The organism is Nonomuraea sp. NPDC048881, assembly GCF_040649795.1.
Classification (GTDB): domain Bacteria; phylum Actinomycetota; class Actinomycetes; order Streptosporangiales; family Streptosporangiaceae; genus Nonomuraea.
The window spans coordinates 378051-390387 of sequence record NZ_JBEZGC010000008.1; the positions used below are offsets into that span (position 1 = coordinate 378051).

The window sequence follows — 12337 nt, forward strand, 5'->3', positions numbered from 1 at the left end:
GGTGGTCTAGCGTCTGATCGTGCTCGCCTCACACCCTGTCCCCCGCCCGGCCGCGCACGGCGGGGGCGCGCCATGAGAAACCTGCGGCTGACGGGCGCCTTCCTGTCCCGGTTCCACCATCCGGCGCAGGTCATCGCGACCGGGTTCGCGGCCCTCATCCTGACCGGCACGGCCCTGCTGACCTCGCCCATGGCCACGGCCACGGGCGAGTCGGCCGGCTGGCTGACCGCGCTGTTCACCGCGACGTCCGCGGCCTGCGTGACCGGCCTGGTCGTGGTGGACACCGCCACCCACTGGTCGGTGGCCGGGGAGGTGGTGATCGCCATGCTGGCCCAGGTGGGCGGGCTGGGCATCATGACGATGGCGACGCTGTTCACCGTCCTGGTCGCGGGCCGGCTGGGGCTGCGCGCCCGCATGTTCGCCCAGGCCGAGACCAAGACGCTGAGCATGTCCGACGTCCGGCGCGTGGTGCGCAACGTGGTCATCTTCAGCCTCGTCTCCGAGCTGATCGTCGGCGCCGTGCTCACCGTGCGCTTCGTCACGGGTTACGGCGAGCCGCTGGGCCGGGCGATGTATTTGGGCTGGTTCCACGCGGTGTCGGCGTTCAACAACGCCGGGTTCGCGCTGTGGCCGGACAACCTGATGCGCTTCGTCACCGACGCGTGGATCTGCCTGCCGATCGCGTTCGCGGTGATCGTGGGCGGGCTGGGCTTCCCGGTGGTGTTCGAGCTGGCCCGCGCCTGGCGCCGGCCCAGCCGGTGGTCGGTGCTCACCCGGGTCACCGTCGGGGTGACGCTCGTCCTGCTCGCGGTGGGGACGCTGGTCTTCCTGGTGACCGAGTGGCGCAACCCCAGGACGCTCGGCGGGCTCGACGACTCCGGCAAGCTGCTGGCCGCGTTCTTCACCGGGGTCATGCCGCGGTCGGGCGGGTTCAACAGCCTCGACATCGGCCAGCTCTACCCGAGCAGCCTGCTCGCCACCGACCTGCTCATGTTCATCGGCGGCGGCAGCGCCGGCACGGCGGGCGGCATCAAGGTCACCACCTTCGGGCTGCTGGCGTTCATCATCTGGGCCGAGCTGCGGGGCGAGCCCCGGGTGAACATCGGCCACCGGCGCCTGGCCGAGTCCGCGCAGCGCCAGGTCATCTCGATCACCATGATCGGCGTCGTGCTGGTCGCCGTCTCCACCTACCTGCTGCTCGCCATCACGCCCCACAGCCTGGACCAGGTGCTGTTCGAGGTGGTCTCGGCGTTCGGCACGAACGGGCTGTCCACCGGCATCACCGCCGACACCACGCCCGCCGGGCACCTGCTGCTGGCGGCGCTGATGTTCATCGGGCGCATCGGCCCGCTCACGCTGGGTTCCGCGCTCGCCCTGAAGGAGCGCACCCGTCGCTACGAACTACCCGAGGAACGTGTCATCGTTGGCTGACAAGAAGACAGACCCCGTCGTGGTCATCGGCCTGGGCCGGTTCGGCACCTCGCTCGCCCTGGAGCTCACCCGGCGCGGCACCGAGGTCCTGGCCATCGACAACCGGCCGAAGGTCGCCCAGAGCCTGGCCGGGCAGATCACGCACATCGCCACCGCCGACTCCACCGACCTGGAGACGCTGCGGCAGCTCGGCGTGCCCGACTTCTACCGGGCGGTGGTGGCCATCGGCGGCGATCTGGAGGCCAGCATCCTGACCACGTCGCTGCTGATCGAGCTGGAGATCGACGACATCTGGGCCAAGGCCGTCAGCCGCCAGCACGGCCGGATCCTCGGGCGCATCGGCGCCCATCACGTCGTCTTCCCCGAGCACGACATGGGCGAGCGGGTGGCCCACATGGTGACCGGCCGGATGCTGGACTTCATGCAGGTGGACGAGAACTTCGCGATGGCCAAGACCCGGCCGCCCAAGGAGTACATCGGGGTCCCGCTCGGCCGGTCCAACCTGCGCCGCAAGCACGGCGTCACCGTGGTGGCGGTCAAGAGCGCGGAGGAGGAGTTCACCTACGCCGGTTCCGACACCGAGCTGGGGTACGGCGACGTGATCATCGTCTCCGGCCGCACCGAGGACGTCGAACGCTTCGCCGACCTCACCTAGTTCGGCGGTCGTCGGCGGGGCCCAACGCGGCGGGCCGATGTTGGCCGGGGCGACAGGCCCGTCCGGGTCGTGGTTGACGATGATGGGCGGTCCGTCCGACCGGAGGCAGCCACCATGACACCACGCCGTACCCCGTCCGACCGGGCCCGCGAGGCCGCGATGATCGCCGACATCGAGCGGATCGTACGCTGCGAGTCGCCGTCCGGCGACCTGGCCGCGGTCGCCCGCAGCGCCACGGCCGTGGCCGAGCTGGGCGCCGCCCATCTGGGGGCCGAGGCCGAGCGCGTCGTCATCGACGGGTGCACCCACCTGCGGTGGCGGTTCGGCGGCGAGCCCCGGGTGCTGCTGCTCGGCCACCACGACACGGTGTGGCCGGTCGGCTCGCTGGAGCGGCACCCGTTCGAGGTGCGCGACGGGGTGCTGCGCGGGCCGGGCTGCTTCGACATGAAGGCCGGGCTGGTGATGGCCTTCCACGCGCTGGCCGCGCTGGACGACCTGGACGGCGTGACCGTCCTGGTCACCGGCGACGAGGAGCCCGGGTCCCCCACCTCGCGGCGGCTGGTCGAGGACGAGGCGCGCGGCTGCGCGGCGGCGCTGGTCCTGGAGGCCGCCGGTCCCGGCGGGGCGCTCAAGACCGAGCGCAAGGGCGTCTCCCGGTACGAGGTGCTGGTGCGGGGCCGGGCCGCGCACGCCGGGCTGGAGCCGGAACGCGGCGTGAACGCGACGGTCGAGGTGACCCACCAGGTCGCGGCCGTGGCGGCGCTGGCCGATCCCACGCTGGGCACGACCGTCACCCCGACCCGCCTGGAGTCGGGCACCACGGTCAACACGGTGCCCGCGCGGGCCCGCTTCGACGTGGACGTACGGGTCAGGGACGCTCGCGAGCAGGACCGGGTGGACGCGGCGATGCGCGGGCTGCGTCCGGTGCTGCCCGGCGCGGACGTCACGGTCGGCGGCGGGCCCAACCGGCCGCCGCTCCCTGCATCGGCGTCGAAGGACCTGTTCGAGCGGGCGTGCCGGCTCGCCGCCGCCCTCGGGATCGGCCCGCTGACCTCGGTCGCCGTGGGCGGGGCCTCCGACGGCAACTTCACCGCCGGGACGGGCACCCCCACCCTGGACGGCCTGGGCGCGGTCGGCGGCGGCGCGCACGCCGACGACGAGCACGTGCTGGTCGCGGAGCTGCCGGGCCGCACCCGGCTGCTGACGGCCCTGGTCGCCGACCTGCTGACCGCAGCGCGGTGACCGCCCCTCACAAGGGGGCCCTGGACGCTGTTGTCCGGGCGGACGAACCGGACGCCGCCGCCCGGTGCTCGCCGACCAGCTACGGGACGGAGGCGGCTGCGACCATGACCGGCGTGACTGATCTCATCCGTGACCGTCGCGACTCCCGGCCCGTGGAGGCCGCGTGCGCCGCGGCGCAGGCCGCCGCCGACGGCGCGGGCATCGACATCCGCCCCCTGGACAGCGTCGGCGAGCTGGAAGCCGTCCGCCGCCTGTACGAGCACATCTGGCGCACCGGCGAGAACAACCCCCCGGTGACGGCCGACATGCTGCGCGCGTTGTCGAAGGCGGGCAGCTACGTGAGCGGCGCCTTCGACGGCGACCGGATGGTGGGCGCGTGCTTCGGCTTCTTCTCGCCTCCGGCGCGCGCCGCCCTGCACAGTCACATCGCCGGCGTGCTGGCCGGCATGCAGGGCCGCAACGTCGGGTTCGCCATGAAACTGCACCAGCGGGCCTGGGCGATGCTGCGCGGCGTCGGCGAGATCTGCTGGACCTACGACCCGCTGGTGCGCCGCAACGCCTACTTCAACCTGGCCAAGCTGGGCGCCGACCCGGCCGAGTACCTGCCGGACTTCTACGGCCCCATGGACGACGACATCAACCGCGCCGACGCCACCGACCGCGTCCTGGTCCGCTGGCGGCTGGAGACGCCCGTCGTCGAGGCGGCCTGCGCGGGCCGCCCGGCCGTGGCGGACGCGGCGGCGGCCAGGGCGGCGGGCGCGGCCGTGGCGCTGGAGGCGTCGGCGGCGGGCGGGCCGCTGGTCCGGTACGCCCGCGCGGCCACCGTCCTGGTCGGCGTGCCCGGCGACGTCGAGGCGATGCGCGAGAGCGACCCGGCCCGCGCCGCCGACTGGCGCAGGGCGCTGCGGGACGTGCTGGGCGAGCTGCTCGAACAAGGCGGCCGGGTACGCGGCTTCGACCGGACAGGCTGGTACATCGTGGACAGACAGGAGACGGAGTGAAGATCACCGGTGTGGAGGTCCGCACGGTCGAGATGCCGCTCGTGACGCCGTTCCGCACGTCGTTCGGCACCGAGACGGTACGGCGGGCGGTGCTGGTGCGGGTCGTCACCGGCGAGGCCGAGGGCTGGGGCGAGTGCGGCGCGGGCACGGCGCCCCTGTACTCCTCGGAGTACACCGACGCCGCCGCCGACGTGCTGACCCGGTTCCTGGTCCCGGCGCTGGCCGGCGTGGCGGACCTGGACGCGCACAAGGTCGCCCCGGCGCTGGCGGCGTTCAAGGGGCACCGGATGGCCAAGGCCGCCCTGGAGACGGCCGTCCTGGACGCGGACCTGCGCGCCCGCGGCGTCCCGCTGGCCCACGCGCTCGGGGCGGTGCGCGACAGCGTGCCGTGCGGGGTGTCGGTGGGCATCACCGGGTCGATCCCGGCGCTGCTGGACGCCGTCGCCGAGTACCTGGACGCGGGCTACCTGCGGATCAAGCTGAAGATCGAGCCCGGCTGGGACGTCGAGCCGGTCCGGGCCGTGCGCGAGCGGTTCGGCGACGTCCCGCTCCAGGTGGACGCCAACACCGCCTACGGGCGCGGCGACGCCCGGCACCTGGCCGGGCTGGACCCGTTCGGCCTGCTGCTGATCGAGCAGCCGTTCGCGCAGGACGACCTGCTCGGGCACGCCCGGCTGGCCGAGCGGATCACGACGCCGATCTGCCTGGACGAGTCCATCGTCTCGGCCCGCGCCGCGGCCGACGCGATCGCGCTCGGGGCCTGCCAGGTGGTCAACGTCAAGCCGGGCCGGGTCGGCGGCCATCTGGAGGCCCGGCGCATCCACGACGTGTGCGCCGCGCACGACGTCCCGGTGTGGTGCGGCGGCATGCTGGAGACCGGCGTGGGCCGGGCCGCGAACGTGGCGCTCGCCGCGCTGCCCGGGTTCCTGCTGCCCGGCGACACCTCGGCCTCCGACCGCTACTACCGGACCGACCTGACGCCGCCGTTCCGCCTGGAGGACGGCCACCTCGCCGTGCCGACCGGCCCGGGGATCGGCGTCGCCCCGATCCCGGAGGTGCTGGAGGAGGTCACCGTCGCGACGACGTGGGTGCCGATGCCGTCCTGATCTGTTGGTCGGTTCCGACAGGTCTGCCGGTGGCATTTCGTCGTCCCGGACGAACGATGTGCCACCGGGGCGGCGCTAGCGTCGGGAGCGTGCTTGTCCCCGTGACCGGCCTCCCGCGTGCCAGCCTGGGCCGCGTCCTGGAGGAACTCGGTACCACCCTGCTCCAGGTCGTCTGCGGCGACGCCGGGCTCGCCCGCGACATCGGCGGCGTCGTCATCCACGACCCGCTCGACGAGCCCGAGCTGCCCGCCGACGCGCTCGTCCTCGGCGTCGGCCTGCACGACCCGGCCGAGATCGCGCAGGTCGTGACCCGGCTTGGGCGGCACGGCGCCGCCGCGCTGGTCGTCCGCGCGCCCGTCGTCGCCGACGAACGGCTGGTCGCGGCGGCGGGCCGGGCGGGCGTGGCGGTGCTGGCCTTCGCCCGCGGCGCGTCCTGGACGCACCTGGCCGGCATGCTGCGCGAGCTGATCTCCGACGGCGGCCGGCTCGGCCCCGACGCCCACGCCTCGGGCCGGATCGGGTCCGGCGACCTGTTCGCCGTGGCCAACGCCATCGCCGCGCTGCTCGACGCGCCCGTCACCATCGAGGACCGCCACTCGCGGCTGCTGGCCTTCTCCAGCCGCCAGGAGGACACCGACACCTCCCGCGTGCGGACGATCCTGGGCCGCCAGGTCCCCGAGCAGTACACCCGCATCCTGGAGGAACGCGGCGTCTTCCAGGCGATCTACCGCAGCGACCGGCCCGTCTTCGTGGCGCCCCTGCCCGACCCCGAGGGCCGGCAGCCGCCCGCGCTGCCCCGGGTGGCGATCGCCGTGCGCGCCGGCGACGAGATCCTCGGCACGATCTGGGTCGTCGTCCCCGAGCCGCTGGGCGAGGAGCGCAGCCAGGCGCTCTACGAGGCGTCCAAGCTGGTCGCGATGCACATGGTGTGGCAGCGCGCCGACGCCGACATGGAACGGCGGCTGCGGGCCGAGCTGCTGGGCACCGCGCTGGAGAGCGGGCCCGGCTCCCTGGAGGCCGCCCGCCGCCTGGGGCTGAAGGACGAGCCCGCGGTCGTCCTGGCGCTCACCGTCGTCGGCCCGGCGGGCGAGAGCCCGCTGCCCGCCCAGCTCGCCGCCGAGCGCAAGCGGCTCGCCGACGCCTTCGCCATGCACCTGTCGGCCGTGCACCCGCGGGCCGCCGCCGCGCTGGTCGGCGACGTCGCCTACGGCATCCTGCCGCTGCCGCAGAACCGGCAGGACGCCGACGAGCGCGCGGTCCTGGTGGCCACCGAGTTCCTGGCCCGGGTCGGCTCCCGTCTGCGCCCGCTGGTCGGGGTGGGCCGGCCGGCCGGGGACAACTCGGCCCTGGCCCGCTCGCGTTCGGGCGCCGACCGGGCGCTGCGCGTGCTGCGCTCGGGCGGCGCCGGACGGCAGGTGGCCCGCCTGGACGACGTGCACGTGGACGCGCTGCTGCTGGAGCTGGCCGACCTCGTGCCGCGCGGCGACGTCCCCAGCGGGCCGATCGCCCGGGTCGTCGCCTACGACAAGGAGCACCAGACGAGCCTGGTCGAGACGCTGGACGCCTGGCTCGACGCCTTCGGCGACGTCTCGGTGGCCGCCGCGGCGATGTTCGTGCATCCCAACACGTTCCGCTACCGGCTGCGGCGCGCGGCCGAGGTGGGCCGGATCGACCTCGGCTCCCCCGACGCGCGCCTGTCGGCCATGCTGCAGCTGCGCCTGATGTCGATCAGGTCCGCGCCGGACGACTGACCGGGCCGCGCAGGCCGAGCGTGCCGATGAGGAAGGCCAGCCATTCGGCGTCCTGGGCGACCGCCACGTCGTGGGGGGTGGCCGCGCCGTGCCCGGCGTCGTCGAAGACGTGCAGCAGGACGGGCTGGTCCCCCTGCTGGGCCGCCTGGAGGCGGGCGGCGAACTTGCGCGCGTGCCAGGGACGGCAGCGCGGGTCCGTCGCCCCGGCCTGGAGGTAGACCGCGGGGAAGACCCCGGGGCGCACCCGCTCGTACGGCGACATCCGCAGCAGCCGCCGGACCTCCTTGGGGTCGTCCGGGTCCGCCCACGCCTTGCGGATGACGAAGTCGAGGTACGGGTCGCGGGTGCCGCCGATCAGGTCCAGCAGCGGCGCCCGCGGCAGGACGGCCCGCCACAGCTCGGGCCGGCTGGTGACGGCGATCCCGCACATGAGCCCGCCGTCGGAGCCGCCGGTCAGCGCCAGCCGGTCGGCGGCCGTCACGCCCTCGGCGATCAGGTGCTCGGCGACGGCCACCAGGTCGGAGTCGCGGACGTGCCGCCGCTCCCGGTGCGCGGCCCGGTACCAGTCCCCGCCGAACTCGCCGCCCCCGCGCAGGTACGCCTGCACCAGCACGCCCCCGGCGGCGACGAAGGCGGCCAGGTCCGGCTGGTACTGGGGAAGCAGGGGCACGTTGGCCGCCCCGTACGCCGAGACGAGCACCGGCGCCGGCCGGTCCGGGCCGAGACCGGCCGGGCGCACCACGTGGTACGGCACCGCGACCCCGTCGGCCGCCACCGCCTGCCCCTCTTCCACCTCGGCGTCGAGCGTGACCGCCGGGGCCGACAGGGTGTGCGGCGCGCCCTGGCCGGGCCGGTGCCGGTAGACGCCCCAGGAGCTGGTCAGCGTGGAGAAGGCGAAGACGAAGTCGGCCGCGGGCACGCCGGTGGCCAGGGCGGTCAGGGCGAAGAAGGGGGCGGCGAGCGCGCCCCGGCCGGGCAGCGGCACCTCGCCGGCGACGGCGCCCGCGCGGTCGAGGATCCGCACCCGGGCGAACGTCCGGTCGAACTCGCTGAGGTACAGGTGCTCGCCGACGGGCGTGAGCGAGCGCAGCACGGTCTCGCCCTCGGGGACCAGCTCCGTCCATCCCGACGGGTCGTCCGGGTCGGCGGCGTCGAGCGGGATGGCGACCACCCGGCCGCGCGGCGCGCCGACGTCGGTCACCGCCACGTAGCGGTCGCCGACGACGTGACCGGCGACCGTGCCGGCGCAGCGGGTGACGAAGGGCCGCCACGCGGCCCCGGGCACGGACAGGTCGCGGACGGCGCACGGGATCGGGCTGCCCACCCGGTGCGCGGCCACGGCCCAGCGGCCGTCCGGGGAGAACTGGACGAGCGTGTACTCCCGCGAGCCCGCCGGGACCGGGATCGGCTCCACGACGGTCTCCCCCGGCGTCCCGAGGCGGTGGCTGAACACGGCCTGCCGGAACTCCTCCGGCGGGCCGGTGAGCGCGAGGAAGGAGAAGCCGCCGCTGTCGGGCGTCCAGGAGACGCCGCCGGCCCACGCGCTGTGCAGGACCTGGCCGGGCGCGTCGAGCGTGCGGCCGGTGTCCACCTCGACGAGCCGGATGGTGTTGTGCTCGCTGCCGTCGGTGCACACGCCGAGGGCCAGGACGCGGCCGTCCGGGGAGGGCGCCAGCCAGGACAGCACCGCGTCCTGCGCGCCGCCGAACCGCGCCAGGTCGGCCACCGTCCTGCCGGGGCCGTAGGGCTCGTCGGCGACGACCACGGTGGACGCCGTCCCGCCGGGCGGGGTGACCGGGCGGAACCAGCGGCCGGCCGCGTGCCTGGGCAGGGCCGGGCGGGATCCGGCGTCGAAGGCCAGGATCAGGTCCCGGACGGCCGCCGGGTCCTGCCCGTCGTAGGCGACGGCGGCGGCCAGCTCGGCCTGCCGCCGCTGCCACCGCCGCACCTCGGGCGTCTCCTCCTCCAGCCACCGGTACGGATCGGGCACGCGGACGCCCGCGACGTCCTCGACGACCTCGACGGTGCGCGCGGGCGGATAGGCGAGCGGATAGGAGAGGGTCACGACAACTCCGGCGATTCAGGACGGGCAGGACGGGCGGCGGCGAACTCGGCCTGGAGCCGTTCGAACGCGCCGGGGACCCGGCCGACCCGGCGGACGTGGATCAGGGCGTCGTAGGCGGCCGGGAAGTCGTCCACCGGGTCGAGGCCGCCGCCGGCGAGCGTGCCGTCGATCCCGTCGAACAGCTCGCCCGGCGCGCGGCGCAGGTCGACGACGGTCACGGGCGGGCCGAGGCGGTCCAGCGGCGCCTCGACGCAGTTCGGGGGCAGGGTGCGCGCCTCCAGCGAGACGTCGCAGTCGAACGGGCGCGGGGAGCGCTGCGTGAAGCGCACCTCCGGGCCGGAGCCGTAGGTCGTGCCGACGACGACCAGGCCGTCTCCCAGGGACCCGGCGAGCAGGCCGCCCAGCGTCGGCCGGCCGTGGAAGGGCGAGCGCCGGACGTGCGAGTTGTGGGCGCTGACGACGATCCGCTGCTCCCGTTCGAGCACCCATTCCACGGTCTCGGCCATGAACCGGTCCCGGGGATAGGGCGCGCCCGCCGGCCCGGCCTCCCCCGCCTCGGCCTCGTCGGCGAACGCCCGGAGGGAGGCCGCGCACCGGCGCAGCACCGGGTCCGCCGACCCGAGCGCGCGCCCGGCCAGCTCGCGCAGCCCCGCGAGCAGGCGGGCCCGGCCGGCCGCGGGCATGGCCGCGTACCGGACCGCCGCCTCGGTGCGGCCGCCGAGGTCGCTCAGGATCAGCAGCTCCTCGTCGCCCGGCCCGGCCGGCATGCGGTCCAGGCACGCGCGCACCGCCGGGCCGGGCGAGGTGGACGAGCCGGGCAGGTCCATGCCGTAGAAGGAGACCCGCGCCGGGCCCGCCGAGTTGCGGCGGCGCATCCAGCGCAGCTGCCGCCGCATCGGCTCGCACTCGCCGAACCGGTAGGTGATGCCGTCGCGGGCGACCGTCGCGGCCGCGCCGGGCCCGCCGTGGACCCAGGCGTCCACGGCCAGCCCCTCGGCGAAGCCGGACTCCATCACGAACGCCGAGAACCCCAGCTCGCGGACGAGGATGCGGAACAGCCGGTCCTTGAGCCGGTAGAACTCGGTGACGTTGTGCGCCCCCTCGCCGACGGCCACCACGCGGGCGTCGCCGACCAGCTCGCGCAGCGTACGGGCGTCCGCGTCGGCGGCGGCGGCCGGGTCGAGGTGGCGCAGCGGCCGGGCGAAGGCGTCGGGCGTCATGCGTGGAAGTACCAGAGCTCGGGCGTGTACAGGTAGCTGAGCAGGGCCCGGAACGACGACTGCGGGCCGGACAGCGTGTCCTTCCACACGACCAGGGTGTGCGGGGTCGGGAAGAACAGCACGGGCAGCTCCTGGGCGATCCTGGTCACCTCGGCCGACAGGGCCCCGGCGTCGGCGCCGAAGGTCGAGGCGTCGATGAGCCGGTCCACCTCGTCGTCGCGGTAGCCGCCCAGGTTGAAGCTGCCCTTGGCGTTGAACACCGTGTTGCTGCTGGGGTAACCGGCCGCCAGGTAGAGCGGCCCGTAGTCCTGCATCGCCCACTCGTTCTTGTTCGCGGGCGCGAAGGTGTTGCCGTAGTTGGCGTACATGTAGGTGAGGGACTTGGTGACGATCTTGACCTCGACGCCGAGCTTCTTGGCCGCCGAGGCGAAGGCGACGTCCCGGGCGCCGACGTAGGCGGGGGTGTTCGCGGAGGCCAGGGTGAAGCTGATCTCCTGGCCGCGCGGGATGCCGGCGCCGCACTCGCCCTGACCGGTGCCGGGCCGCACGCAGGTGGTGGAGCCGTTCGGGACCACCTGCCAGCCGTTGTCGGTGAGCAGCTTGGCCGCCGCCGCCGGGTCGTGCGGGTACGGCGGCGCGTCGCCGAACGCCGGCGGGTACGGCGAGCCGCTGCCCGCGGTGCTGTAGTTGGGCGAGCCGGCGCCGTTGTAGATGCCCCGGCCGGCGATGTACCCCGGCTGGTCGATCAGGCGCTGGAGGGCCTGCCGGACGTACGGCTGGGCGATGATCTTGTCGAAGCCGTTCACGGTGTTGCCGAAGTTGATGGTCAGCGCGTCGAAGCGGGCGGGCGCGGGCGCGCCGTAGACGTTGAACCCCTTGGCCTTCAGCGCGCCGATCTGCGTGATGAAGCTGGAGTCGAGCGTGCCGACGGTCAGGTTCCCCGCCTTGAACTGGTTGAGCACCGCGGCGGCCGAGGTGAACGCCTTGAAGTCGACCTGGTCGAGCCGCGAGTCGCCGGGCCCGCTGTAGGACTCGTTGGGCGCCAGCGAGAACGAGCCGGTCGTCGGGTCGAAGCTCTTGAGCCGGAACGGGCCGTTCACCACCTGCCACAGCGGGTTCGTGGCGAACGTGGACTGCGACTCCGACTCCTTGGTGAGGTACTTGTAGATCGCCGTGGCGTTCTTCGGCTTGGTGTAGTCGAGGTGCGGGCCGCCCGCGCGGTCGATGTCCCACGCCTTGGACGGCATCACGTACAGCAGCGTCAGCATCGACATCAGGTACGACGGGTTGTACGCCGTCTCCAGTTCGAGGGTCAGCGTGTCGGGCGCGGCGGCCTTGGCGGTGACCCCGTCGGGGAACTGGCCCGGGGTGTAGAAGCTCCAGTTGGCCGGGCTCTCCGCGAGCGCCGCCTTGAGCAGCGTCAGGGAGAAGACGACGTCACCGGCGGTGACCGGGTTGCCGTCGGACCACTTGTAGTCCTTCATCTTGATGGTCACGGTCTTGCGGTCGGTGCTGTAGGCGGGCGGCTCGGCCAGGCTCAGCTCGGCGTCGGCCACCTGGTCGCCCTCGCCGCTGGGCCGGTAGAGGGAGCGCCACATCAGGCCGCGGGCGATGACGGTCCCGTTGGCGGCGGCCGGCGGGTAGGGGTAGATGTAGTTCGGGCTGAGGCCGGGGGTCAGCGCGACGGTGACCGTGCCGCCGTCCTTGGGCTTGCCCGACTGCGCCGGCTGGCTGGCGTACCCCGCGGCGGGGTCCTTCGCGGCGCCCCCGCCGCCGGTGCACGCTGTGGCGAGCACCGCCACCGCGGCGGCGAGCGCCACCGCCAGGCGTGCTCGCCGCTGTCCGGACACGTGCGTCATTGCAGGC

At 74.5% G+C, this 12337-nt stretch carries 9 protein-coding genes; 6 read left to right on the forward strand and 3 right to left on the reverse strand.

All coding sequences use genetic code 11. From position 1 onward, the window contains the following. Positions 1–72 precede the first annotated feature (72 nt). The 6 genes from AB0C33_RS28985 to AB0C33_RS29010 all read left to right on the forward strand — a co-directional run bounded on the left by AB0C33_RS28985 (position 73) and on the right by AB0C33_RS29010 (position 7186). Complete coding sequence (locus tag AB0C33_RS28985) at positions 73–1431, forward strand: potassium transporter TrkG (RefSeq protein ID WP_358293479.1); 1359 nt, start codon at positions 73–75, stop codon at positions 1429–1431. Further along, positions 1424–2086 carry a TrkA family potassium uptake protein gene (locus AB0C33_RS28990; protein ID WP_352326306.1) on the forward strand — a complete coding sequence of 221 codons (663 nt, stop codon included), beginning with the start codon at positions 1424–1426 and terminating at the stop codon, positions 2084–2086. The genes AB0C33_RS28985 and AB0C33_RS28990 overlap by 8 nt, the downstream gene beginning before the upstream one ends. Before the next feature lie 114 nt (positions 2087–2200). Then, complete coding sequence (locus AB0C33_RS28995; protein ID WP_358293481.1) at positions 2201–3328, forward strand: M20 family metallopeptidase; 1128 nt, start codon at positions 2201–2203, stop codon at positions 3326–3328. Between the two features lie 113 nt (positions 3329–3441). Then, positions 3442–4329, forward strand: coding sequence for a GNAT family N-acetyltransferase (locus AB0C33_RS29000; RefSeq protein ID WP_358293482.1), 888 nt, complete (start codon positions 3442–3444; stop codon positions 4327–4329). Next, entirely contained in the window at positions 4326–5435 is a 1110-nt protein-coding gene (gene menC / locus AB0C33_RS29005; RefSeq protein ID WP_358293483.1) for an o-succinylbenzoate synthase, read from the forward strand. The genes AB0C33_RS29000 and menC overlap by 4 nt, the downstream gene beginning before the upstream one ends. Before the next feature lie 89 nt (positions 5436–5524). Then, entirely contained in the window at positions 5525–7186 is a 1662-nt protein-coding gene (locus AB0C33_RS29010) for a helix-turn-helix domain-containing protein (RefSeq protein WP_358293485.1), read from the forward strand. On the opposite strand, the gene AB0C33_RS29015 is transcribed toward AB0C33_RS29010, so the two are convergent. The 3 genes from AB0C33_RS29015 to AB0C33_RS29025 are packed head-to-tail and all read right to left on the reverse strand — an operon-like array spanning position 7164 to position 12330. Beyond that, on the reverse strand, positions 7164–9251 hold the full coding sequence (locus AB0C33_RS29015; protein ID WP_358293486.1) for a prolyl oligopeptidase family serine peptidase: 2088 nt from the start codon (positions 9249–9251) through the stop codon (positions 7164–7166). The two genes, AB0C33_RS29010 and AB0C33_RS29015, sit on opposite strands and share 23 nt — an antisense overlap. Beyond that, positions 9248–10471 (reverse strand): erythromycin esterase family protein, encoded by a 1224-nt coding sequence (locus AB0C33_RS29020; protein ID WP_358293487.1) that lies wholly within the window; start codon positions 10469–10471, stop codon positions 9248–9250. Before AB0C33_RS29020 ends, AB0C33_RS29015 begins: the two co-directional genes overlap by 4 nt. Then, entirely contained in the window at positions 10468–12330 is a 1863-nt protein-coding gene (locus tag AB0C33_RS29025; RefSeq protein ID WP_358293488.1) for an ABC transporter substrate-binding protein, read from the reverse strand. The genes AB0C33_RS29020 and AB0C33_RS29025 overlap by 4 nt, the downstream gene beginning before the upstream one ends. Positions 12331–12337 lie beyond the last annotated feature (7 nt).